This is a genomic window from Streptomyces sp. NPDC088194 (genome assembly GCF_040702025.1).
Lineage (GTDB): Bacteria > Actinomycetota > Actinomycetes > Streptomycetales > Streptomycetaceae > Actinacidiphila.
Map to the genome: position 1 here is coordinate 1 of NZ_JBFBIV010000010.1, position 24,177 is coordinate 24,177.

Below are 24,177 nucleotides of genomic sequence, written 5' to 3' on the forward strand. Positions count from 1 at the left end.
GCCGGCGCCGCGTTCATCCGCGGCGCCGGCACAGCAGCGCTTCGCTTTCGGCGACCGCAGGAAGCGCCTCGGTAAGCTCGCGGTACGCGGCGCTTCTCGGGGTCGCCCGCCGTCAGCTGACGATTGTCGTCGAGGCCGTCACTGCAGCCGTGACCGCCGCCGAGTCCTCGTCCTCCTTGCGGGCCTCATCGCCCTTGCGATCCCTGGCCTCATCCTTTGCTGCGGCGAGCGGCAGCTCGGCCTTCTCGGACCGCGCCTGCTTCCCACTTTTCTCGGACTTCCTGCTTCCGAACATGTCCGGCTCCGAATCCTCGGGCGGACACCGTTCGCCGACGTCCGGACTCATCAGACGATTACCTTCCGTACACGCACCGAAACGCGGGTTGGGAGTCTGTGCCCCAGGCTCCCGACCCGCCACAGCGGCCGTGTCAGCTCGCGACGGCCGTGCGGCGCGCGGCGATCAGTTCGGTGCTGCTCGCCCCTTCGAGCACGTCGGCGCTGACCGGCGCCTCGTGGTCCTCGACGGACCCGCCGAGGTGGTAGCCCACGTTGTACCCGAGGGCAGCTGCGCCCAGGCCGACGCCGACGAGTGCCGCCGGCGGCCACGGGTGCCGGCTCGACTCCCGCGGGCCTGCACCCGAAAGCGGCGCCTCAACCAGGAAGCAGGACGCCCCACCCCAGCGACCGCCACAGGCCCGCTGAGCCCGCCCCCGGCAGACACTGTCGGCGCGCGAATGCGTCCTACACGGGCCGTGGGGTGCTGCCCTAGACTCGCGCCGGCAGTGCCGTAGTCCAGTCCCGGGGGGGACCCGTATGGGAGACCAGGCCGCGCAGGACGAGACGTCCGCCCAGAAGAAGCAGCGTGCGGAACAACTGGGGACCTTATCTGCACGGGCTCGCAAGATCGCGGCGGCGCTCGGGCCGTACCTGGACGCGACCGTGAAGCAGGCGACTGCGAGTCCACCGATCTGGACCGGGCCGTACGCGACCGAGACGATGCAGATGCTCACCGGCCATCAGAGCACGCTCGGCACGATGGCCCACGACCTGCTCGCGGACGTGGCCCGCTGGGAGGCCGAGGCGCACCGCCTGGAGGACGAAGCCACCAAAGTCGCGGCGAAGCACGGCTGATGGGCGACTTCCACGGCTTCGACACCGCGAAGATCCGCACCCTGGCCTCCGCCATGAAGAAGGCCGGCCCCGGCGCCCGCACCCTGCACGGCGAACTCGCCGGCGTGCTCCGCGAGGCACAGGTCCTCCTCAAGGGCGCGCAGCCGGCCAGCCGGAGCCCCGCCCTCGAAGCACTCATCCCGCAGGCACTCCCGATGGCCTACATGGGCCTGCCCGCCTCGCTCAACGCCCAACTCGACGCCACCGCCGACTCGATGACCCGCCGGTGCGCCCAACTCGACAGCGTCCACCACCTGGCCGAGCAGGGCTACAGCGTCGACCCCGGCCTGGACTTCGACGACGAGCCGGCGCCCGACCAGAAGCACGTCGACGACGCGCTGAAGTACTTCGACGATCACATCGACGACTCCGGCGGCTTCCTGTGGGAGAACTCCGCGCAGGGTTCCCAGGAGGTCCTCAAGCGCTTCTCCTCCCTCACCCCGACCGAACTCGACGCGGTCATGGGACGGATGAGCGTCGAGCAGCTGAAGAAGCTCAACAGCCAGGTCGGCGAGGGCAGCACCTTCTGGGGCGCCGGCAGTTCCGACGGGGCGGTCAAGACGCAGTCGGTCAACATGCTGATGTCCGAACTCGGCCCCGACACCCTGGCCCGGATGGAGACCACCCTCACCCATCTGCCGTGGCAGCCGGACGCCAGCGCCGAGAACCTCAAGGACCCGCAGTTCAAGGAGTTCGACGGGTCGTTGTACGGCCCGAGCGGCAACATCGACGTACCGCGTGACATGAGCCAGGGCGGCGACGGGGACTGCTGGTTCCTCGCGTCGCTCGCGGCGATATCCGCCCGCGACCCCGACTTCGTGCGCGACCACATCAAGGTCAACCCCAACGGCACCTACACGGTCACCTTCTACCGCGCGCCGTTGCCCAACGTCGACGGCGTCCCCGGCCAGCCCGTCGAGGTGACCGTCGACAACAAGCTCCCGGTCATCTCGGGCAAGGCGGCCTACGCACCCGTCATGGACAACGTGATGTGGGTGGCGATCTACGAGAAGGCGTACGCGCAGTACAGCGGCGGATACAGCAAGATCGACGGGGGCCTCGGCGACCGGGGCATGCACGAGATCACCGGCGTGCCCACCACTCGGACCACCCCGGGGTCCATGTCGCTTGCCGACATGGACCAGAAGATCAAGGAGGGACAGGCGGTCACGGTGGGCAGCGTGCCGCACCTCAACGCCGTCGACCGGCGGCTGGTCGGCACCCACGAGTACTCCGTGCAGAGCGTCGATACCAAGACGCACCCGCCGACGGTCACTCTGTTCAACCCCTGGGGACGCAACTCGGAGAAGGTGGACCCGCCGGTGCCGGCCACGGTCACGGTGACCAAGAGCCAGTACCAGCAGTACTTCCGCAGCGCCTCCTACACGCAGACCAGGCCGTGATGACGCGCCGCACACGATGGACCGTGACCAGCGCCGTGGCGCTTGCCGCCCTCGGCGTCCTGACCGCCGTACTGGTGCACCAGGCACACGACCACAACCCGAAGGACGCACAGCCGCCCCCGCTTGGCCCGCACCAGTCCGACGTGCAGCGGATCGCGGTCGTGGCAGACGGCTTCCCGGCCAGCCCCACCGGCGGAATCCAGCTCCCCGGCGGCCGCAGCGTTACGTTCAGCGTGGTCACCAACGACCTCATCAAACCCGTGCCCGGACCGCACGAGGCCGAACTGGCCCTGGAACCGGACGACACCCACGCCGACTGGCACCTGGTCAAAGCCGGGGACGTCATCACCGAATACGGCATCCGCGTCAAAGTCCTCAAGATCTGGCGCATGCCCAACCCCGAGCACGACGCCGTCGATGTCCAGGCCGACCGGCTGCCGACCCCGCCGCCGTCCCCCATCACCCCCATCCCCAGCACCCCCGCGACAGCGTCCGCCCCCGCGTCCTGACGAGCGGCTCGACGAGCGCCGGCGGTCGGTGCCGCCTGGGGCGAGTCGGCGATCGTCGGGCGGGATTCGAGCTGCGCTCCGCTGTGACCCGCCGTAGCCTTCCGGTGCAGATGGTCAGTGCGACCCGCAGCCACAAGATCGCGTTCCGGCAGGTCCACACCGAGGACATGGGACGCGTCCGCTACCGCAAAACCTGCGAGGGCCGACGGGGCTGTGCTCGATCAGGCCGAGATCGGCAGGGCAGGGGAAGCCCCGGACGGCCGACTGGTGCCCGTCAGCGATGACGAGCTGGACGAGACGCCGCTCCCCACGGCGCGGACGATCGAGATCAGCGGGTTCCTCGCGCTCAGTACTGTGCCCCCGAGGCCTTCGACAAGGAGGACTACAAGGAGCGCCACGCGGTGGAGTGCGGAATCAACCAAGACAGCCGGCGAAGCCGGGCCGGCGCAGCCACGGCCGCGGCGCACCACGATCCGGCGCCCCGACCTGACATGACCCGGCGGAGCAGAACCACCGGGGGCGTGTCGCGGATCCGGCAGCATCTGCACGCAGCCCTGCCGGGCCTGGACGGCTTGGTCCTGGAGGAGGTGCTGGGCCAGGCGGGCCTTCGCGGAGCCGCGGTCGGCATCCTGGAGCGGCATCTGGCTGCGAACTCCGATGCGCTGACACGTCCCGGCACAGCGGAGCCGTTCGCCATGGTCCGGCTCGCGCACACGCTGATCGACCACGGCATTTCCGGAGTCACGGCGCCGACGTGCGCGGACTGCGGCAAGCCCTCACGCCAACTGGGGCGTCAGATCGAGGGGCGGAGCCTGGCCACGCCGATGGCGCTGCCTGCTGTGGCCCGTGTGCTGGGACCGGCCAGGCCTACGAATGCCAGGGCTGCGGCGTCAGCGGTCTGCTCTTCCGCCGCGGATTTTGCACCCGATGTGTCCTCGACCACCGCGTGACCGGCCTGCTCGCACCACCCGGCGCACCTACGGTCCCAGCGCGACTGGAACCGCTGCGCGCCGCGCTCCTGGCCGCCGGACGACCCGTGACCGTGCACCACTGGCTCGACCTCGACGGCGTCGCCGACCTCTTCAACGCCCTGGCCACCAGGCACAGCGCGATCACCCACCGGGACCTGGACTCTCTGCCCGACAAGCTGGTTACCACCTACGTCCGTGATCTCCTGTCGACCGGCGACGTGCTACCCCAGCGCTACGAAGAAGTGGAACGCCTGCCCCGCTGGGCCGACCACGTCCTCGCGCAAGCGCCCGCGGAGCACCAGCAGATCGTCAGCCCCTTCGCGCACTGGTACGTCATCCGACGCCACCGCGACCGAGCCCGACGCGGCCAGGGATTTGCCGCGTCGTCCCTGGCGCGGACCCGCTCCCTCATCCAGCGCCCTCTGGAACTGCTGGCCTGGCTGGACGACGAAGGCCTCACCCTGGCCGACCTCAACCAGCACTCGCTCGACCGGTGGTTGTCCCAGGGCAAGCGTCACCGCAGGGACATCCGTGTGTTCTTGCACTGGGCGGAGCGCCACAAGCTCACCGCCCGCGACTTCGACGTTCCGCGGCGCCGGGTGGAACAGCCCAGCGTCTTCATCGAGGACGAAGAGCGGCTGCAGCAACTGCGGCGCTGCGTCGGGGACGAGACCCTCCCACTGGCGACACGCGTGGTCGGCAGTTTGGTCCTGCTCCTCGGCCTCAAATCAGCAAGATCCTCCGATTCACCACCAGCGACGTAGTGCGGGAGGGCAAGACAGTGCGCCTTCAGTTGAATGGGCACCAGGTGGACCTGCCACCGCGCATCTCCACCCTTGTCGGCCAGCGCCTGGAGTTGGCCGAGGCGGCCTGGCAGAACAACCGCTCCGCCAGCACCACCCCGTGGCTCTTTCCGGGCTCCAACCCGGCGCGGCCGCTGTCCCTGCAGTCGATGCACATCCAGCTCCGGAAAGCCGACCTGACAGGACTCGCCGGCCGCAACACAGCCCGCCTCGCCCTGGCCACCGACGTCCCGGCGTCCATCCTCGCGGAAGTCACCGGTACCAGCGTGCACAACGCGACGCGATGGGCCACCCTGGCCAAGCGCGACTGGACGGAGTACATCGCCACCCGCCGAGACGACGCCGGAGCTCGCTGAGAGACCGAACGTACGGGGCCGCTACCAAAACGGCCTTAACGGATCTGAATTGGTTGCAACCGTACAAATCAACCTGTCTGCGCAGTGCGAGAGCGGACCCATGCCGCAAATTTCTCAGCGTTTGCCTTCTGGGTCGGGATGACGTTCGTTGTCGCGCGATCCAATAGCTCGTCCAACCGGGCACTCGGGCCATCCTCAGCGACCAGGAGCGCTTCGGCTCGCGCGAAGAACATGTCGAAGTGCCCAGACTTCAGATGCCCAAGATCGCCTGCACGGATCGAGCCGAGCAGTGCTTGCCGGTCCAGCAACCGGGTGAGCGTTGGCCAGCCACGTTCGGCGAGCTGGACGACCATGTCAGCCGCAGCGGCGCGCGCGTCCCGTTCGCTACTGATCTCCCACCACCCGTCGCGTCCCACGGGCGTGCCATCTGGATGAAGCCTGGCGCGGTACAGCCCAAGCGACTCATTGATTGACTTCGGTAGCGACCCGAGCGACGCGCGCATCCAGTCCAGCCACGGGGCCGGTGCCACAGCCAGGTTGATGACGCAGCGCACTGACCGAGCCGTGCTCGATGAAGACGATTGCACGTTCACGACCGCCCAGTCGTCCTGGGAGTTCGTCAATCGCCAGGTTGACCCCGATCCCCTAAACCCCGCGGCGCGTGCCGCCGGCGCGACGATGTCCCTAAGCGCCGCCTTGAGGGCCGCCTGCGCTGTCATGCGGCTCACCTTGCCAGATTGTGGTAATCACCACCACAAGCGAGCAATCGCGAACCGAGAGGGAAGGGACTTAACGCCCTCTGAGCCGTGCATCGGACTGCGTCGTGGACCGGAGCCGAAGATTCCAGGTCGCTGAGAAGCCGTGCCCGTCAGGTGGTTTCGGCGCACTCATCGACGAAGGCGCAGAGCCGGCGAATGAGGCTCAGGAAAGAGGGGGTCGGGTCCGTGGTGCCCTGCATGTGGGGTGCATCGTGGAGCCACTGTTGCCACAGGGCGCCGGGGCCCAAGAAGCAGGCAGCTTGGTCACCCTGCAGATTCAGGTCGATGAACACGAGAGCGCCCATGGCCGCAGCCTGGTCGTATGCGAGGTCAGGTCGACGAAGATAACGGTCGAGGTAGGCGATCAGCAGCTCAGAGTCGCGGGGCGTTCCGAAGCAGGCCAGGGCCACGCAATAAGCCAGGCCAGCACAGCAGACCTCGCTGGCCAGCAGCAGCTCCCCGAGGCGCTCACGGAACTCGGTCCGGCGAGAGACAGCCACGAGCCATGTCGCAGTCCTCCGCTCACGCCATCCACCTTCAAGAAGTGTGGTGATCTCTTGGGCGGTGATGGCCTTCGAGTCCTCGCTCAGCTTTCGCGCGAAGCGGTCGTACTCAGGATCCTGCATGCGCAGCAAGCTGCCGCTGAGCTTCATGTACCGCCGCTCGGGCGTGACGTAGCGGTGAACCAGGGCCAGCAGTTCGGGATCCTCATGGGCACGGCGCATCACAGGGTCGATCCTGCCCCGCTCGTGTGCAACGAGGCCACTCCCTTTTGATGCTGCGCCGCTCTTCTGCTGAAAAGAGCGGCCAGGTCCGAGCCTCGGCCCCCGCCCGGAACGCCGTCTCTGGACCGGAATACGACACGTCCGGAACAAGTGCACTCCGCCAGTAAAGAACCCGGCTCCATGCACCCGCTGCGGGACCCTGCGCACCCTGGTGGGCACTGCCCAGGACGGCGGAAGGATCTGCGGCCCGTGCTCCGGGACGGATCTCGACTTCGCCTGCCGTGAATGCGGATACCCCGGCGACATTCACACCGACGGCTGCTGCACCCGTTGCGTCGCCATCAACCGCCTCCATGCACTGCTCCGCGACCACAGCGGCGCACTTGATCCGCAGCTGCTCCCACTCGCCGAGCAACTGGCCGCCGCGCCACGTCCGCAGTCACTGCTGGCCTGGCTGAACGCCGGCGAGGCAGCTCCTCTCCTGACCGACCTCGCGGGAGCCCAGGGGCCGATCACCCACGAGTTGCTCGACACGTGGCCGCAAAACCGCGGGACGCGCTACATCCGAGAGCTCCTGGTCGCCACCCACCGGCGTCCTCCCCACCCGCAACGAGGCATTCGCCCGCCTGGCCCTGTGGTCGCGCGACATGACCGCGGCCCTGCCCGATCACCAGGCCACGGTGATCGGACCCTTCGCCGAATGGGGCGTCCTGCGCGATGCCCGACGGCGCATGGAACGCGGCACTTACACCTACGGCGCCGCGACCCATGACCGCACCGAACTGCAGACCGCCGTCAAGTTCCTGTCCTGGCTCGACGTCCGCAACACGGCTCTGGACCAGCTCGGCCAGGGCGATCTCGACCTGTGGCTGACCGAGAATCCCACCCGCAGACGCAGCCTGAACTCCTTCATCCGCTGGACCGTGGCCCGCCGCCTCACCTCCAAGGTCACCGTCCCGCCGACACAGCGCATTCAGGCGACCAGGTTCCTTGCCAGCGAAGAACTCGACCAGCAACTGCGTCGTTGCCTCACCGACGACACGCTTCCTCTGGAAGTACGGATCATCGGCTCTTTGACCTGCCTCTACGGCCTGCACACGACCCGCATCAACACCCTGACCACTGATCGCTTCCACCAAGAGGACGACGGCGCCTACCTCACCATCAACACCCACCCGGTCCTGCTGCCACCCAAACTCGCCCAGCTCATCGAGCAGCAGATCACCCGCCCGAACCGAAACACCTCACTACTGCAACCGCCCCAGACAGCCGAGCCCAGGTTCCTCTTCCCCGGACGCCCACCCAGCCGGCCCCGCAGCGCCGCGACCATGCGCGCGATGCTGAAACAGCACGGCCTAGCCGGCATCAGCGCCCGCAACACAGCCATGATCGAGGCCGTCACCAACCTGCCGCCCATCATCGTCAGCGACCTCTTCGGCGTCAGCACGAGCACTGCCAACAACTGGGCCGGACTCGCCCAGGACAGCTGGACCGACTACCTCGCCGCCTGCGAGCCACCCGGACAGGCCCCCACCGGCAGCACGAGGACCAGGACATGCTCAGCCCCAGTTCCGTTGCTCTCGGCGCGGCCTGCCTCGGCAGACGGTGGATGATGATCCCCCCAGGTCAGGGTGGCATGCGAGTTCATAGGGGGATGTGGCAGTGATCAAGGTCGAGCGCAACGGGGCCTTCAACGTCAACAGCGTCGGGATCAAGGGATTGCCGTTCCCGCTGAGCTTCACCGTTCGCGAGGCTGACGGGTCATGGCAAATCAGCGCTTCGGCAGCCCAGGCGAGCGAGTTGATCGACGTGCTCTTGCGCTCGGCGAACGACACGGTCCTCGTCGTGGATCTTGCGACGAACAGCTTCATGCATGAGGACTTCCAAGAGTGGCGGCCGTCGTTGATCGCGGCGGAACAGGGAGTCGACTTCACCGTTCACCAGGTTGGGGCATGGGCCTCTGCCACTCCAGGACTCGGTGAGGAGATCCTGGTGATGCACCGCAACAGCCTGCCGCAGTTCCTGGATGGCAACTGGTCGCCCTACGAGCTGTCTCTCGTCGACGTGCCGACAGTGCCAACCCCGGCCCAACTTGACGAGATCGCCCTGGCCATTGGAACGGCGGCCCTCGACGAGCCGGTCCTGCCCCGCATCACGGGCTCGCGCTTCTGGTACTCCGGGCATGACGACTGCTACCTGGTGGCCGAATCCACAGATCCGACGATGCCCGCATCGGTCCTCAGCCGTCTGCTGGCCCTGCAGGCTGGCTCTGCACTCCTCAACACCTTTGCAGCCTCGTCAGTGACCATTCCCGAACCCGACATTGCGACCACGGGCCAGCTGATCCTCGAAAGCCCCCACTGGATAGGAACTGTTGGGGCCGCATCAGGAACTTGGGCGACCATCCACCTGTCAGCCACGCCGCAGCGGTGGCGTCTCGGCCAAAAACCGCCCACGCACGTCGACTACACAGCCACGCTCGACCCCGTCCGAGGCACCTGGCAGGTCACCCCGGCAAACAGCGCCCTCTGACGGGCGAATAGTGCAGGGTTGAAATACTGCCCCTTCACCAGTTGCTTCGTCGATGATCCGGTTGAGGCGAGTCGAAGTCGAGCGGCGGCCCAGATCCGCTCGAAAACGTCTTCGGGGACTTCTGCAGAGCCGTCGGCATCTTCCCAGCCGGTGAGGTCGGTACCGCGGAGGTGAAGTTATGCCGGAAGGCATGGGGTTTCACGATGCCGAGCCCGGCGCGCTTCCCGGCGCGGCCGAGCATCCGTCGGGTCCCGACCGGTGCCCATGACTGCCCTGAGTTCTTGGCGTGGAGCTGGACCAGGAGCATGCCGTGCCCGGCGGTTTCGCGCGGATACTCGCCGCAGGTGAGGTAATCGAAATAGGTGTGCAGCACCGCCGGGCACGGCATGCTTGATCAGTCCGCCGGTCACCGTGCCGCCGTCGATGCGCCAGGGGAGCTTGGTCTTTGCCTCGGCGCGGTTCGGGTTGCCGGGGCGGTGGCAGAGGTGGACGTGCGGGGCGCGGCACTCTCCGCAGGCTGCGTTCTCCCGTAGGTGCAGGTCCACCAGGTGCAGCCCGCAGAGCTCACCGATCCGCAGGCCGCCGTCGGCCGGCCAGGTCACCACCAGCCGGTCGCGGGCGGCGTTCACCACCGCCAGGAGCTTGTCCCGCGCCCCGTCGGGGAGCACCTTCGGGTGCCGACGGCGCAGCCGCGTCGGCGCGAGCGGGTTGGTGGGCAGGGAGTTCTTCACGTGCCCCAGAAACGCGCGGCGCCGGTCCGCACGCGTGGGCAGCCGCGAGGTGTCGAGCTTCTTGCCGAGTTCCCCGTTCACGCCCAAGGACGACTGGTGCAGGTGGAAGTTGGCGAGCCCAAGCCCGTCGGCGGACGCGAGCTGACCCCCGACCCGCTCGACAGGGAGGCGCCGGGCGGGTCGGGAGCGTCACGGAGACAACAGGTCAGCGCTCACGCCCACGCGCCTTCAGGGGAGTTGGCGGGAGGTCCGGGGAGAGCAGGCGGTCCCCGTCGTAGCCGTGGACCTCGCCGAAGCGGTCACCGGTGTGCCAGTCCGGGCGAAACGCAGACGGGCGGGATGTCGAGTTGCCCGGGTCGACGGTGGCTCTGGAGGTGGAGTTGCAGCGGCGGATCGAGGCGGCCATGGAGGCGATGCTCGGTATCCGCTTCCTGGCGTCGGAGTATCCGACGGGGCCATGGCACCGGGGCCGGATCGACACCCTGGGGCTGGACGAGAACGGCAGCCCAGTGGTCGTCGAGTTTACCGACCGCGGGTAGCGGTGACTGGAGCGCGAGTGCCTGGCCTTCGAGAAGGTCGTGCTGCGAGACCTTGAGCGCTACATGGGCATCGTCGGCGCGGATGTCCTCATGCCGCTCGGCGAGCCGTGGCGAACCGGCAAGCGCCCCTACGGCCGCTCGGCGCTGTACGCTCTCAGACCTCGGATCGGCCGCGCCCGTCAGGCGGGCGGGCCGGCGGCTGCTCGGTGAGCGACAGGCCGGTCAGGGCTGCCGCCGGTGCGGTGTCGTCCACGCTGGGGCCGAGCCACTCGCACATGAACACGGTGGCGTCGTCCTGGAGGTCTCCGTCGTGGTAGTCCATGACGGCCTGGATGAGGCGGCGCAGGGTTTCCGGGACCGGCAGTTGGTCGGCGTGCCGGCGGATGAGGAAGTCGGTGAAGCGTTCGACGCCGAACTCGCTCTCCCCGGGGCGGTGGGCGTCGGTGATGCCGTCGGTGTAGAGCACGATCCGGTCGCCCGCCTGCAGTTGCTCGCGGCAGACGGTGGTGGGCAGTCCCAGCTCGGTGCCCATGGGATGCCCGGGGGGACACTGCAGATGGCTGCTCCAGCGGCTGCCCCGGATGAGGATCGGCGGATGGTGGCCGCGGTTGATCCAGCTCAGCACACCGGTCCGGGTGTCGAGGGTGGCGAGGATTCCGGTCACGTACCGACGGTGCTCGTACTGATCGACGAGCGCGGCTTCCACCGCCTCGCCCTTGGCGACGAGCCCGGCCCCCTGGCGGCGGGAGTTGCGGCAGGCGCCCAGCGCCAGCGCCCCGCACAGCCCTGCGGCCGTGTCGTGCCCCATCGCGTCGAAGAGGGTCAGATGCACCAGGGGACCGTCGAGCGCGTACTCGTACACGTCTCCGCTGATCCGGTAGGCCGGCTCCAGCGCCGCGGAGATCACGACGCGTCCGTCGGCGTACGTGCTCGGCGGCATCAGGTTCCACGCCATCTCCGCCGCGATGGTCATCGGCTCCGTCCGGGTCAGCCGGGCCAGGGTGTCGCTGGAGGTGCGCTTGGCGACGATCAGCAGGGCGAGCAGTGCCGCGAGGCGATCGGCGTCCTCACGGGCCCGGTCGTCGTCGTAGGCGGAACGCACGCGCAGCGCCCCCAGGCGTTCGGTGCCGTCCACCAGTGGGAGCCACCATTCCGTCTGTGCCGCTTCGTGCGGGACGGCGGACATCGAGCGCCCGTACTGGTACGCCCGGCCGGCAGCGGTGCCCTCGATCCGGATGTCCGTGTCGCTCCCCGGCGGGGCACCGTCCTTTCCGGCCAGCAGGTGCAGCTGATATCGGGTGACGTCAGCCACGTAGATGAGCACGTCGGTGAAGCCGGCGGCCCGGGCGAACTCGCTCGCCTTGTCCGCGACCGCGTCGAGCGGCATGAGGTGGCTGGCGTCCAGCAGGTCGGCGAGCATGGCCCGCCCACCGGCTTCTCGGTCCGTGTCCACGGTTTCCCCCTTCGCGGGAGGCTAGGACAGCGCCGTTCCTGACCAGGCTACGACGAAGGCGGCGCCGGCCTGCCCGGCGCGAGTGCTGAGCCGGCGGGCCGGCCCTGGTTCATTGCGGGGAGGAGCGGGCCGGTCGCAGTACGCGTGGGGCGGCGCCGCTCATGATTCGGGTGGTGGGGCCCGCGGAGCGGCGCGGGAGGCGTTGGCACCGGGAGTGGCGCCGTGGACCCCGTCGCCCGGGTGGGCGGTCGACGAGGCGAGGCAAGGGCCCCTGACCGGAGTCTCGGGGCCCACACCTGCCGCGGGGACCGCTCGATGAGTCGGCGCCGAACCGCCATCACCCCTCCAAAAGGGGAATCCGCATTCCGTATGTATGTACGTACGTACGTGCGTACCGAGGATCTGCGGGCCTTTGTCGAGGGTACGAAGGGTCGCCCGTTACCGCCGCCGGAAGACCGGCGGCCCAGGCACGGGGGCGGCCCTGGAACCGGGCGGACAACCCTTGAGGTCGCCCCGGCGGGAGAGGGCGACCTCCGGGTCCGTCCGGTGACTGCTCCCGCCGGGGAGTGCGTCGAAGACGGCGTGTGACCAGCCGTCCCGGGGCGCGGCGCACCCTGTCGATGGTCGCGGAGCATGCGCCGAGCCTGGCGACAGCGGGCGGAGAGCGACGGGGGTACGGCCCCGTCAGCCGGTTGCGCCCCCGGTGCCGCCGCCGTCCGCGCCGCCGATGACGCCCACGGTTCCGCCGTCGTCGCCGCCGCTGGTGATGCCGCCCGTGCCGCCGTCGTCTCCGGAGGTGGCGCCATTGATCGCGCCCTCGTCCACGCCGACGGTCACACCTGCGTTGCCGCCGCCGTCGTTGCCGCCGCTGGTGACGCCCACCGAGCCGCCGTCGTCGGCGCCGCCGGTGACGCCCACGGTCCCGCCGTCGTCGCCGCCACCGGTTCCACCGTCGGTGCCGCCACCGTTGCCCGTGGAGCTCTCGGGAGTGGGGAGGGCCGGGGTGAAGTCGGCCGCGTTGTCATCGGTGTCGCCGAGCAGGACGCCGCGGGCCACGGATGTGGTGGTGCTCGCCCCGACGGCCGGGCCGCTGCCCTCGTGCACGACAGCGTTGCCGTAGCCCACCAGGTCCTTGACCCGCGGGTCGGCGGCACAGGCGGCGGCCGTCAGGCAGGCGAGCGGAGAGGTGCCCGAGACCAGCGCGACGGTCCCGTCCGTGGCGGACAGGTTGATGGTGCCGGCGGCGTCGGGGGTCGGGAGCGGAAGGGAGCCGCCGGTGTTGGCCCACTCCTGCACCAGGTACCGGGCGCCCCCGACGAGCGTGCCGGTCAGCGGTGTGGCGCGCCATGTGGAGGTCGCGGTCGGCGTTCCGCGCAGGTACTGCACGCTGTAGCCGCTCAGATCCAGCGTCGACGCACCGGCGTTGGCCAGCTCGATGAAGTCGTTGGTGTACGTGGCGCCGGAGTTGCCGCCGCCTCCGTACACTTCGGCGATCACGGCGTCGGAGGACGGCGTGGCGGACGCCGAGTGCACCGCGATACCGGCCAGCACGACGGCGCCGGCCACTCCGATCGGCACGACGCTCCTGCGTAGCCGGAGCCGGGATTTCGCCGCCGTGACGTCGGCACGCGTACGTATGGAGTGAGGCTGCGTGGCCTCCGAAGGGCGCGACACCGTGGTTCTCCTTCACCTGCAAGGGACATGACGGCGCGTCCGGCCCGGAGGGGCGGGTACGTGGGCGCCCAAGCCCCAAGATATGCGCGTAGACGGGGCGGTGCAGGGATTCTTCGAAGTTCACCGGTGAATCCGCGTATTTCCGGGACATGGGGCCGTGGGCCGGGCCCACCGCGAATTGCCCGTAGCCGTAGCCGTAGCCGTAGCCGTAGCCGTAGCCGTAGCCGTAGCGGTCGCGCCGCTGCCACCGTGGACGATCTGTGCGGCGCGTTCTGGCAGGGGCGCGGATCAGGGGCGTTCCGCGGTGAGGACCGCGAACTCCCACTGGCCCAGCGGACGGCGCAGGTCGAGGGCGCCGGCGGCGTAGCCGATCGGACGGCGCTCGCCGTGAGCGTCGATCTGTACGCCGCCGGCCGGTGCGGGCATGCCGGCCGGCAGCCGTACGGTGACGGCGTCGACCTCGTCGGGCCCGGAGTTCCACACCACCAGCCGCCAGCGCGTGCCGTCGGTGAGGACCTGCGGCGTGAGCCAGGGACCGCCGGACACCCGGGCGTGGGTTCCCGCGCCGAGCCAGTCGACGGCGGCGGACAGTTGCGCGGCGCGCTGCGGGGTCATCCGCACCGCGGTGGTGGCAGGCCAGGGGCAGACCGCGACCCGTCCGCCCAGCGTGTTGCGGTGCAGCACCAGACCGGGGCCGACCGGGCGGCCCGCGCCGTCCACGATCCGGCTCGCGACCCCGGCGCCGGGTACGGGTTCACCGGTCACGACCGGCGGGTGGCCGTTGATGTGCGGGTCGACCGAGATCATCGCGCCCACCCGCAGCGAGAAGTCGGGGTCCTCGCACACCTCGCGCACCGGCAGCGGGTCCGTCGGGCCCAGCCGGCGCACGCCGTTCAGCCCGATCAGCTCCCCGTAGCCGCGTTCGGCCAGGACGCGCGCCGCGGTGCCGTCGAGCAGCAGACCGCCGGCGAGCCAGCCCCGCACGGTGGCGTCGTCGTACGCCCACGCGGACTCGCCCGCGACCGCGTTGACCGGCGCGTCGCCCCTCAGGGTGACGGCGTGGCCGATCGCGCCGAGCCAGCCGGCCCATTCGCGGTGCGGTACGGCCAGCGCGCGCCAGTCGCCCTTCGTACCGCTGCCCTTCGTACCGTCACCCTTCGTACCGTCGCCCTTCGCGCCGTCGTGGTGCGTGCCGTCGCCGGTTCGCGCGGCCCGGCCGGTCTCCTGTGACCAGGGCACACCGATCCCGACGGTGCGCAGCGACGTGTCGAAGGTGTCGGCCAGCCAGTCCAGTGCCGGGCGGACCTCGGCGAGGAAGGCGGCGCGCCCGGGGTCGTCGTCGGGGTGGTTGGTCAGGAAGTCGTAGAGGCTGATCGCCAGCCCGTCGCAGCCGAGGATGTGCGCGGTCGCCATCTGGGCGAAGGTCTGCCGGTAGGACTTGTTCCACTGCCCGTACGGCCAGCACTCGATCTCCGGATAGCTGACCAGGCCGGGCGGTTGCTGTGCGCGCTGGGCGTCCAGCAGCGCCGCGTACGTGGGCAGCGCCTCGGCGCCGGCGTCGGAGTAGCCCCAGAAGTGCGGCCGGTGCATGTCGAATCCGGGCAGCCAGTCCGGCCGGCGCCGTCCCTCGGCCGCGTGCGCCTCGGGGGTGGAGGACATCAGTCCGAGGCGGACCCCGTGATCGGCGGCGATCTTCCGCCAGGTGCCGACCAGTTCGAGCTGGGTGCGGTCCCACATGTCCAGCCACAGCTCGCGCCACGGGTGGGGCGGCCCGGGTGCGGTGCATGCCGCGACCACCTCGTCGCGGGTCGCCCGCGTGCCGCAGGACCGGGCGAACTCGGCCAGGTGCAGCGGGCAGAAGCAGCCGCCCCAGTCCAGCGGTTCGTGGTTGTGCAGCCGGATGTCGTCCTCGATCCAGACCGCGTCGAGGTCCTCGGCGACGTAGCGGCGCAGGGTCTCGGCGAAGTAGGCGCGCCACCCCGGGTCCAGCGGGCAGACCACCACGTCGGCGGCGGTCCCGCGCTGGTCGACCATGGGCTGCCAGTCGTCGCGGCGCGGGCGCCCCCAGTCGCAGTGCCCGAGGGTATGGCCGGGGTTCAGGCTCACCGCGATGCCGGCGGAGCGCAGGGACTCGCGCCACGGCCGGGTGCGGTCGAGCCAGTGGCCGATCCGGTCGAGCGGCTCGTTGCCGTCGTTGAACTCCATGCCGAACAGGAAGACGCAGAGCTCGTCGGCGCCGGTCCGCTCGGCCAGCGCGACCATCCGCGCGGCGACCGCCGCCGGCTCGTCGGCCGGGTCCGCCTGGACCCGCAGGACGTACCGCGTCCCCATCCGGCTCACCTCCACTCCGCAACCGGGCGGGAGGCCACGCCGCGGTCCTGTCACCACCGGCTCGGCCGAGCCGGTCTTGCCCAGGGATCGTGTTGCTTGGCTGCTAAGTTGTCAAGGGCGGCTCGGAGGGAGCCGCAGCTCACCGGCCGGATGTGGAGGAGGCGTTGTTCGCTCGCGGGTCGGATTCCGCCCGTGGGAATTCTCGGCTGTCCTGTGGGAACCCCCGGCTGGACGGGCGGCGCGGTCGGTTTGAAGGGGCGGGTGCCGGCCGGCCGGGCCCACGGTCTCCGCTGTCCGGACGGTGACCGTGGGAGGTGGGGCGGTCGAACGGACCCTGTCGAGGCGTCCGGTGCTCATGCCGACATGCTCCACGCGCACCCTGCCTCGCGGGAATGCACGGATGCGGCAAGGACTTGGACGATTGTCGACAGGAGTGGTCGGGTGGATTCCGTCGCGCACTACCGCACGCCGCCGGAGGAGGTGCGGGCGCTGGGAATCGCCGTGACCGGCGCCGGCCGGATTCTGGACCACCCCCCTTCCCGGGTCGAACGCGCCCTGAACTGCCACGCCGGGGTCCTGGTGTACCAGGGGTCGGGCTCCCTCGAACTGCACGGCCACCCCGGGCGCTACCGGGTGCGGCCCGGATCGTTCCTCTGGCTGCCCGCCGGCGTGCGCCACCGCTACGGCCCGTCGGCGAGCGGCTGGAACGAGTACTGGATTCTGTTCGAGGGGCCGGCGGCCAGGAGCTACGCCGAGCTGGGATATCTCGGCGCGGCCTGCCCGGTCGTCGAACCGGCGGACGCCGCGGAGACCTTCGCCCAGTGCGTCCGGCTGCTGGACCTGCTCGCCCGGCCGGAGTCCCTCAGCGGCCATGTGGCCGCCACGAGTTCGCTCCATGCGCTGATCAACGCCGTGGGCACCGGCCGGCGGAAGTCCGCCGAGCCGGGCCGCTTCCGGCGCGACCTCGGCCTGCGCGCCCTGCGCCTGCTGGACAACGCCGAGGGGCCGGTGCGGATCGGCTCGATCGCCAGGGAGTTGGCGGTCTCCCGGGACAGCCTCGCGGTGGCGGTCCGCGAGGCCACCGGCTCCACCCCGACGGTCTACCTGATGCGGCGTCGGATCGACCGGGCGAAGGCGCTGCTGGCCGATACCGACAGTCCGGTCTCCCGCATCGCCCGTGAGGTCGGGTATCCCGATCCCGCCTACTTCACCCGGGTGTTCACCCGGCAGGTGGGAGTCGCGCCGTCGGTCTTCCGCAGGCAGCAGCGGCGCTGTTGAGCGGACGGCCGGGACCGGCGCGCAGCTGGCCCTGGCCGCGCGTGGGGCCGGCGCGCTCCTGACGGCTGTCTTGACAGGCGCCGCACCCGACTCCAAGCTGTCCCTGCGTGAGCGGCCCTGCGCGGAACTGCCATTGTCCAAGCAGTTCCGATCATCCAGGGCTCTGCTCGCAGCGTTCCTGCCGCGGTGTCCGGTTGCCCATGTACCGCACGCAGCGAACCTGCCCGCCCTGGCTGCCCGCTTGGTCACCTGCCGGTGCCGGGGCGGGGCTCCAGAGAAGGGACCACCCTTGCCACGCCTCCGAAGGGCGCTCGCGGCCGTCGCCGCGACCGCCTCGCTCCTCACCGTCGGCACCGTGCTGCCGGCCTTGGCGTCACCGGCGCCGGCCGCCGCCTCGTACACCGTCAGCATCGGCTCGACCAAGCCGTACGCCTACGCGGACGACACGCCTGCCAGTGGCTACATCGACAAGAACGGCACGTTCTACTTCCAGTCGTCCCACTCGCTGTACGGCGCGACCGACCCCCGTGAATGGGGCTTCTACACCGGGACCGACTTCGACAGCGCGACCCCGGACACCACGCTCGACACCGCGGTGAACCCGGCCGACGCCAAGGACGCCAACAACGACACGACCTGGCGCTGCAACAACAGCCCCACCGGCCGGGAGGCGACGCCGGCTCCCAGCGGCTCCGGCTACTCCCAGGCCAACTACTGCGACCTGCTCGGGGTCTGGGTCGACCCGGACACCGGCGACTGGTACGGCCTGGTGCACAACGAGTTCACCCCGCAGCCCTTCGGCGACGGACTGCACTACGACTCCATCGACTACGCCGTCTCCACCGACCAGGGGAAGGTGTGGAGCATCAAGGGCCACGCCATCACGTCCCCTTACCGCACCACCCGCGGTGACACCGCCACGTTCCCCCAGCAGACCTACGACTACGGCGACGGCGACCAGCGGTTCTACGTGGACACCGCGTCGGGCTACTTCTACGTCTACTACGGCTCGCGCATCGTGCCCAAGGGCGGCGTCGGCGGGAGCATGGGCGGCCTGGAGAACGTCGCGCGCGCACCCATCTCCGGCAAGATGGCGACCGGCAGCTGGGAGAAGTGGTTCGACGGCTCCTGGTCGCAGCCCGGCGTCGGGGGCAGGGAGAGCAACCTGGAGCCGGTCACCGCGGCCCACCCGACCGGCTACACCCCGGTGGCGGACGACTACGACCCGAAGAACACCGGGACCGTGGACCAGCAGATAGCGGCCGGCGAACTGCCCGACCAGTCACCGCTGTTCATCATGAACATCACCTACGACGCCTACCTCGGCCTGTACATCGGCGAGCCCGCGGTGGCCGCCGGAACGACCCAGCCGCAGAAGTACTACGCGACCGACAACCTGGCCACGCAGAAGTGGCACCTGATCGGCGACTCCGGCGGTTACACGTCCGGCTCCTGGTACCGCTGGTTCCTCGACAGCGCCAACAACACCAGTTCCACCATCGTCGGCAAGTCCTTCCGGTCGTACTGCGCCATCGCCTGCTCCCACTCCGACGGTGAGTACGCCAACGAGACGATCGACTCCAGCGCTCCCGCCGCCCCTCCGGTCGACCCGGCCGAGAGCTACCGCATCAGCAGCGGCACCGGCCGGGTGCTCGCGCAGGTCTCCGGCGGTTCGGCCACCACCTCGCTGACCGCGGGACACCGTTCCGAGCGGGCGGACTGGTCCTTCGTCGGCAACGGCGACGGCTCGTACCAGATCGTGAACGCCGCCACCCGCCAGGCGCTGGGCGTCGACTCCCGCTCGACCGCGAGCCGGGCCTGGGGCACCGGGCCCACCGTCACCGCGGTCGGCAAGAGCGGTCCCACCGTCGGCCAGGAGTGGTTCGTCGTGGCCGGCACCGACCCCCGCACCGGCAAGCCCACCGGGACCTACCGGCTGGTCAACCGGTACAGCGAGCTGGTGCTGGGCATGTCCGCGCAGCCCGGCCGGCTCGCCGAGACCACCCCGACCCGCAGTTGGACCGACCGCACCGGTGACGCTGTCGGCGGCAGCCGGTCCGCCGCCGAGCAGACCCTGTCGCTGACCGGGGCCGGGCCGGTTCCGGGTCCGGAGCAGGTCAGCGTCTACACCCCCGGCGCGCAGACCGCCACGGTCGGCACCGCCGCCTCGGTGCAGGTCGCAGCGACCGACTCGGCGGGCCGGAAGCTCAGGTACGCGGCGTCCGGCCTGCCGGCCGGACTGACGATCAGCTCCACCGGGCTGATCACCGGCACGCCGACCACCGCCGGCACCTACACCGCCACGGTGACCGCCTCCTCCGGCCGGGCCGGCGGCTCGACCAGGTTCGCCTGGACCGTCAACCCGCAGGCCGCGGACCTGAGCGGAACCCACACCGTCAGCCTGTCCGGCCAGGCGCTGGAGGACCCGGACTCCTCGCAGGCCGAAGGGACGCAGCTGGACACCTCGGCGCTGACCGGAGGGCAGAACCAGAGCTGGACCTTCACCCGGCTGCCCGACGGCTCGTACACCCTCACCAACGGCTCCTCGGGCCAATGCGCCGCGGACAACGGGGGCTTCACCACGCCCGGCACCACCGTGATCCAGTGGCCCTGCCCCAGCAGCGTCAACCTGGACTGGCGGGTGACCGAACTCCTCTCCGGCGCCTACACCCTCACCAGCGTCAACAGCGGCCTGCTGCTGACCACCGCCTCGACCGCGAACGGTGCGCCGGTGACCCAACAACCCGACACGGGTTCGGCGTTGCAGCAGTGGACCATCGAGTAGATCCGCGGGAGGAGCAGGCGCTCGGCAGGGCCTCTCAACCGGCAAGGCCCCCGGCGCACCAGCGCCGGGGGAGTTCTCCCCCCATCGGAGGAACGCGCATGTCCGCACGCGCAGCAGCGGCGATTCTCGGCGCCCTGACCGTCGCCCTGGCGACCCCACTCGTCCTGGCATCACAAGCGTCGGCCGCCACCGTGCCGACCACGCCTCACCCTCCCGCGGCCGCGCTGCCGGTCGGCTCCTCCCACGCGGGCGCCGCACTGCGCCCGGTGATCGCCCCGACCCGTAGGTCGTACTACGTCGACTGCGCGGCGACCACGGACGGGAACGGCACGTTGAGCAGACCGTGGAACTCGCTCACCGATGCCAACGCGCACACCTACCACGCCGGCGAGGCGCTGCGGCTCATGCGCGGCACCACCTGCACCGGGACCCTCTCCCCGAAGGGCTCCGGCAGCGCCGCGGCTCCGTTCACCATCTCCGACTACGGAACGTCCTCCGCGCGGGCCGTCGTCGACGGTGACGGCGCCCCCAACGCGGTCTACCTGTACAACGAGCAGTTCATCCAGCTCACCAACCTGGAGATCACCGACCAGGCCGCCCCGGGCACCAACCGGCGCGGCGTCGAGGTGGTGGCCCAGGACATCGGCGCGGCCCGGAACTACCTGCTGTCCCACCTGTACGTCCACGACATACGCGGTGACACCACCAAGGGCACCGACGGTTCGGCCGGCATCGACTTCGAGGTGCACGGCACCACCACGCCCACCTGGTTCGACGGCGTGGTGATCCAGGACGACACCGTCGACGACGTCGACCGCAGCGGCATCACCGAATGGTCCACCTGGGGCAACGACGCCGCGGTCAACGACCCGACCGACATGCCCGAGCCGCGCCACCCGACCAGGGGCCTGGTGATCCAGGGCAACACCCTGCACCGGATCGGCGGGGACGGCATCGTGGTCATCGACGCCGACAACTCCCTGGTGCAGTACAACACCCTGGCCGGCTTCCACCTGGAGCCCACCGGATACGACGCCGGGATCTGGCCGTGGGACGCCGACGGCACCGTCTTCCAGTACAACGACGTCTCCGGCGGGGCCGGCACCAACGACGGCATGGCCTTCGACGTGGACCAGGGGACGGCGGGAACGGTCTACCAGTACAACTACAGCCACGACAACGACGGCGGCTTCATGCTGTTCTGCAACGCCGACGGAAGCACGTCCGACGCTGTCGTCCGCTACAACATCAGCCAGGACGACTCCTACCGCGGCTTCGAGAACTGCTCGGGCGCGGTGTCCGGCATGCAGGTGTACAACAACACCCTCTACATCGGCCCCGGAGTCAGCCAGACCGTGGTCAACGAGAACAACACCACCCCGCGCGAGGTCTCCTTCAGCAACAACATCGTGGTCAAGTCAGGCAGCGGAAGCGCCTCGTTCAACCTGCGGTCCGGCGGCTACACCTTCCACCACAACGACTTCGTGAACCTGGGCGGCCTCCCGTCCGACCCGGGCGGAACCACCGCCGATCCGGCCTTCTGCGACCCCGGCGACGCCGGCGGCATCCGCGGCGCCACCGGCTACCGGCTGTGCGCCGGCTCCCCGGTGGCCGGCATCGGCGCGGCCGTCCGCGGCAACGGCGGCCGGGACTACTTCGGGGTCGCGGTGTCGCCCACCGCCGCCCCCAACATCGGCGCCTCCGCCGCGGCTCCCTCGGCCGGCGCGCCGAACCTGCTGCCCGACGGCGGCCTCGAAGCCGGCAACCTCAACGGCTGGAGCACCCGCGGCGCCACCGCCGCGCAGGACCCGGCGGCGCACGGCGGCGCCTACGACCTGTCCCTGAACGCCCCCTCCGGCGGCGCCGCGACCGCCGAGTACACCGTCACCGGCCTCCAGCCGAACACCGCCTACCGGTACACCGGCTGGGTGCGCACCACAGGCGCCCCCACCTGGCTGGGCGTCAAGAACCACGGCGGCGCCCAGGTGTCGGCGTCCACCACCGCGACCGGGTGGACCCGGCTGTCCGCGCCGTTCACCACGGGAGCGGGGGACACCAGCGCCACCGTCTTCTGCTACCTGCCCTCGGCCGGCCGGTCCAGCTGCGACGACCTGTCCGTCACCGCGGGAGGCTGACCGCCCCGCGCCGACGGGGTGGGGTTCAGCCCGAGGGCGAACTCGCCGTGGTGGGCGTCAGGGCGTGGTGCGGTTCGGGGGGCGCGGGGGAGGGGCGGACGCCGGTGCGGGTGGCGCCGATGCCGGCGGTCACGACGAGGGCGACGCCCGCCGCGGAGGCGAGCGCGGGGATCTGGCCGAGCACCAGCAGGCCGGCGAGGAGCGCGACGGCCGGCTCCAGGCTCATCAGGGTGCCGAAGGCGGAGGTCGTGAGGCGGCGCAGGGCGAGGAACTCGAGGGCGAAGGGCAACGCGGCGCTCAGGGCGGCCAGCCCCAGCATCGCGGCGAGCAGCCTCCACGTGACGTGCGCCAGGTCGGAGGGCGCCGCGGCGAGGAGGCCGACGAGGCCGGCGACGGGCATGGAGACGGCCAGTCCGCCGAGGCCGGTCACGGAGTCGCCCACCCGCTGGGTCAGCAGGATGTAGGCCGCCCAGCAGGACGCGGCGGCCACGGCGAAACCCGCGCCGGCCGCGTCGATCCCCCCGTGCCAGGGTTCGGTCAGGGCGACGACACCGAGGGCCGCCATGGCCGCCCAGCGGGTACGACCACGGCTCGGACCGTGGAGGGAGCCGTAGAGGGACACGGCCAGCGGGCCGAGGAACTCCAGCGCGCTGGCCGTGCCGAGCGGCAGCCGCGTCACGGCGAGCATGAAGCAGATCATCATGCCCGCGCTGACCGCACCCAGCGCGGTGCACGCCCGCAGGTCGCGGCCGGTGAAGTCGCGCGGGCGGGGCCGCACCAGCACCAGAAGGAGCACACCGGCCCACGCCATACGCAGCCCTGTCGTGCCCAGGGCGCCGAGCCGGTCGACCAGCGGAACCGACAGCGCGAGCCCGAGCTGGACGGCGGACATGGAGGTCACGGCCATCAGGGCCCCGGTCGCGGACGCGGACAGCCGCGGACCGGTGGCGCGGTGGTTCGGCAGGCTCATGCACCCGAGTACATGATGGCCGGACCGTTCGTGTCCACGTGCCGATCGTGAATGAACCGTTCGCCGATCCGCGACAATCCAGGGATGGAGACACGACGACTGCGGATGCTGGTGGAGCTGTCCCGGCTGGGGTCCATGCGCGCGGCGGCCGACGTCCTGGGCACGACCACCTCGACCGTCTCGCAGCAGATCGCCGCCCTCGCCGACGACATGGGCACCGCGCTGACCGAACCGCACGGGCGCCTGGTCCGGTTGACGCCCGCGGGACGCCGGCTGGCCGAGCACGCGGTGACGATCCTCTCCGCCGTCGAGGCGGCGCACCACGACCTCGCGCCGGGAGCGGAGCCCACCGGCACCCTGCGCGTCGCGGGTTTCGCCACCGCCATCCGCGCCCACCTGCTGCCCATCGTCACGGCCCTGGCCACGAGCCATCCCCGCCTCCGTGTCCTGGTCCGCGAACACGAACCCGCCGAGGCGCTGCGGCTGCTGGCCGAGGACGCGACGGATCTGGCCCTGACCTACGACTACAACCTGGCGCCCGCGGCCGAGGACCCCGTGCTGCGCGCCACCGCCCTGTGGACCGCGCGCTGGGGTCTGGGCGTCCCCGCGCACGCCGACATCCGAGAAGGGACGGCCGCGGAGGTCTTCGCCCGGTTCGCCGGGCAGGACTGGATCGTCAACTCGCGCAACACCGCGGACGAGACCGTCATCCGCACCCTCGCCTCCATGGCGGGCTTCACCCCGCGCATCACCCACCAGGCCGACAGCCTCGACCTCGTGCGCGCCATGATCACCGCCGGGCTCGGTGTGGGCCTGCTCCCCGTCGGGACGGTCACGCTCCCCGCGGTGCGGCTCGTCCCGCTCGCCGCTCCCGACGTCGAACTGCGCGCGTACGCCGTCGCGCGCCACGGCCGCCTGGACTGGCCCGCCCTCGCCCTGGTCACCGACCTCCTGGTCAGGCGGTCCGCGCCCGGGGCGATGCCCAGTTGAGCGCCGGGCCGTACGACGCTGTCGCGGGTGGAGCCGCGCCTTCGTGCAGCGGCCGGGCGGCGGT

20 protein-coding genes and 2 pseudogenes are annotated in these 24,177 nt (G+C 70.7%); 13 read left to right on the forward strand and 9 right to left on the reverse strand.

Going from position 1 to position 24,177, the window contains the following annotated elements; genetic code table 11:
* Positions 1–112: 112 nt before the first annotated feature.
* Positions 113–346, reverse strand: coding sequence for a hypothetical protein (locus AB0399_RS07420; RefSeq protein WP_366410553.1), 234 nt, complete (start codon positions 344–346; stop codon positions 113–115).
* 467 nt (positions 347–813) lie between these two features.
* Between AB0399_RS07420 and AB0399_RS07425 the strand changes: the two genes are divergently transcribed.
* The 6 genes from AB0399_RS07425 (at position 814) to AB0399_RS07450 (ending at position 5,212) form a co-directional block, all read left to right on the forward strand.
* On the forward strand, positions 814–1,131 hold the full coding sequence (locus tag AB0399_RS07425; protein ID WP_366410554.1) for a hypothetical protein: 318 nt from the start codon (positions 814–816) through the stop codon (positions 1,129–1,131).
* The gene (locus AB0399_RS07430; RefSeq protein ID WP_366410555.1) at positions 1,131–2,573 is read left to right on the forward strand and encodes a C2 family cysteine protease; all 1,443 of its coding nucleotides are present in this window, start codon (positions 1,131–1,133) and stop codon (positions 2,571–2,573) included. Before AB0399_RS07425 ends, AB0399_RS07430 begins: the two co-directional genes overlap by 1 nt.
* A gap of 23 nt (positions 2,574–2,596) precedes the next feature.
* The gene (locus tag AB0399_RS07435) at positions 2,597–3,082 is read left to right on the forward strand and encodes a hypothetical protein (RefSeq protein ID WP_366410556.1); all 486 of its coding nucleotides are present in this window, start codon (positions 2,597–2,599) and stop codon (positions 3,080–3,082) included.
* 521 nt (positions 3,083–3,603) lie between these two features.
* Positions 3,604–4,032 carry a hypothetical protein gene (locus tag AB0399_RS07440; protein WP_366410557.1) on the forward strand — a complete coding sequence of 143 codons (429 nt, stop codon included), beginning with the start codon at positions 3,604–3,606 and terminating at the stop codon, positions 4,030–4,032.
* Positions 4,033–4,118: 86 nt separating this feature from the next.
* On the forward strand, positions 4,119–4,817 hold the full coding sequence (locus AB0399_RS07445) for a hypothetical protein (protein ID WP_366410558.1): 699 nt from the start codon (positions 4,119–4,121) through the stop codon (positions 4,815–4,817).
* A 44-nt stretch (positions 4,818–4,861) separates the two neighbouring features.
* Entirely contained in the window at positions 4,862–5,212 is a 351-nt protein-coding gene (locus AB0399_RS07450; protein WP_366410559.1) for a hypothetical protein, read from the forward strand.
* Positions 5,213–5,280: 68 nt separating this feature from the next.
* On the opposite strand, the gene AB0399_RS07455 is transcribed toward AB0399_RS07450, so the two are convergent.
* On the reverse strand, positions 5,281–5,931 hold the full coding sequence (locus tag AB0399_RS07455; protein ID WP_366410560.1) for a DUF4304 domain-containing protein: 651 nt from the start codon (positions 5,929–5,931) through the stop codon (positions 5,281–5,283).
* Positions 5,932–6,080: 149 nt separating this feature from the next.
* Positions 6,081–6,695 (reverse strand): DUF6000 family protein, encoded by a 615-nt coding sequence (locus AB0399_RS07460; RefSeq protein WP_366410656.1) that lies wholly within the window; start codon positions 6,693–6,695, stop codon positions 6,081–6,083.
* 647 nt (positions 6,696–7,342) lie between these two features.
* Here AB0399_RS07460 and AB0399_RS07465 point away from each other — a divergent pair.
* A complete protein-coding gene (locus AB0399_RS07465; RefSeq protein ID WP_366410561.1) occupies positions 7,343–8,308 on the forward strand; it encodes a hypothetical protein in 966 nt (321 codons plus the stop codon).
* A 49-nt stretch (positions 8,309–8,357) separates the two neighbouring features.
* Complete coding sequence (locus AB0399_RS07470; RefSeq protein WP_366410562.1) at positions 8,358–9,227, forward strand: hypothetical protein; 870 nt, start codon at positions 8,358–8,360, stop codon at positions 9,225–9,227.
* 176 nt (positions 9,228–9,403) lie between these two features.
* Here AB0399_RS07470 and AB0399_RS07475 read toward each other — a convergent pair whose 3' ends face one another.
* Positions 9,404–10,039: a hypothetical protein gene (locus AB0399_RS07475; RefSeq protein WP_366410563.1), complete on the reverse strand. Its 636-nt coding sequence runs from the start codon at positions 10,037–10,039 to the stop codon at positions 9,404–9,406.
* Between the two features lie 124 nt (positions 10,040–10,163).
* Positions 10,164–10,280, reverse strand: a pseudogene (locus tag AB0399_RS07480) (pirin family protein); the annotation flags it as partial.
* Here AB0399_RS07480 and AB0399_RS07485 point away from each other — a divergent pair.
* Positions 10,264–10,482: pseudogene (locus tag AB0399_RS07485) on the forward strand (hypothetical protein); the annotation flags it as partial. The pseudogenes AB0399_RS07480 and AB0399_RS07485 sit on opposite strands and share 17 nt — an antisense overlap.
* Before the next feature lie 169 nt (positions 10,483–10,651).
* Here AB0399_RS07485 and AB0399_RS07490 read toward each other — a convergent pair.
* The 3 genes from AB0399_RS07490 to AB0399_RS07500 form a co-directional block, all read right to left on the reverse strand.
* Positions 10,652–11,950 (reverse strand): PP2C family protein-serine/threonine phosphatase, encoded by a 1,299-nt coding sequence (locus AB0399_RS07490; protein ID WP_366410564.1) that lies wholly within the window; start codon positions 11,948–11,950, stop codon positions 10,652–10,654.
* A gap of 684 nt (positions 11,951–12,634) precedes the next feature.
* Positions 12,635–13,528 (reverse strand): lamin tail domain-containing protein, encoded by an 894-nt coding sequence (locus AB0399_RS07495; RefSeq protein WP_366410565.1) that lies wholly within the window; start codon positions 13,526–13,528, stop codon positions 12,635–12,637.
* 384 nt (positions 13,529–13,912) lie between these two features.
* Complete coding sequence (locus AB0399_RS07500; RefSeq protein WP_366410566.1) at positions 13,913–15,955, reverse strand: hypothetical protein; 2,043 nt, start codon at positions 15,953–15,955, stop codon at positions 13,913–13,915.
* A gap of 441 nt (positions 15,956–16,396) precedes the next feature.
* Here AB0399_RS07500 and AB0399_RS07505 point away from each other — a divergent pair, with 441 nt between their 5' ends.
* The 3 genes from AB0399_RS07505 (at position 16,397) to AB0399_RS07515 (ending at position 22,153) form a co-directional block, all read left to right on the forward strand.
* Positions 16,397–17,233: an AraC family transcriptional regulator gene (locus AB0399_RS07505; RefSeq protein ID WP_329370906.1), complete on the forward strand. Its 837-nt coding sequence runs from the start codon at positions 16,397–16,399 to the stop codon at positions 17,231–17,233.
* A gap of 289 nt (positions 17,234–17,522) precedes the next feature.
* Positions 17,523–20,018: an RICIN domain-containing protein gene (locus tag AB0399_RS07510; protein WP_366410567.1), complete on the forward strand. Its 2,496-nt coding sequence runs from the start codon at positions 17,523–17,525 to the stop codon at positions 20,016–20,018.
* A gap of 98 nt (positions 20,019–20,116) precedes the next feature.
* On the forward strand, positions 20,117–22,153 hold the full coding sequence (locus tag AB0399_RS07515) for a carbohydrate binding domain-containing protein (RefSeq protein ID WP_366410568.1): 2,037 nt from the start codon (positions 20,117–20,119) through the stop codon (positions 22,151–22,153).
* 25 nt (positions 22,154–22,178) lie between these two features.
* Here the strand turns inward: AB0399_RS07515 and AB0399_RS07520 are convergent, their stop codons facing one another.
* Positions 22,179–23,123, reverse strand: coding sequence for an EamA family transporter (locus AB0399_RS07520; RefSeq protein WP_366410569.1), 945 nt, complete (start codon positions 23,121–23,123; stop codon positions 22,179–22,181).
* Positions 23,124–23,207: 84 nt separating this feature from the next.
* Here AB0399_RS07520 and AB0399_RS07525 point away from each other — a divergent pair, with 84 nt between their 5' ends.
* Complete coding sequence (locus tag AB0399_RS07525) at positions 23,208–24,113, forward strand: LysR family transcriptional regulator (RefSeq protein ID WP_366410570.1); 906 nt, start codon at positions 23,208–23,210, stop codon at positions 24,111–24,113.
* Positions 24,114–24,177: the final 64 nt, after the last annotated feature.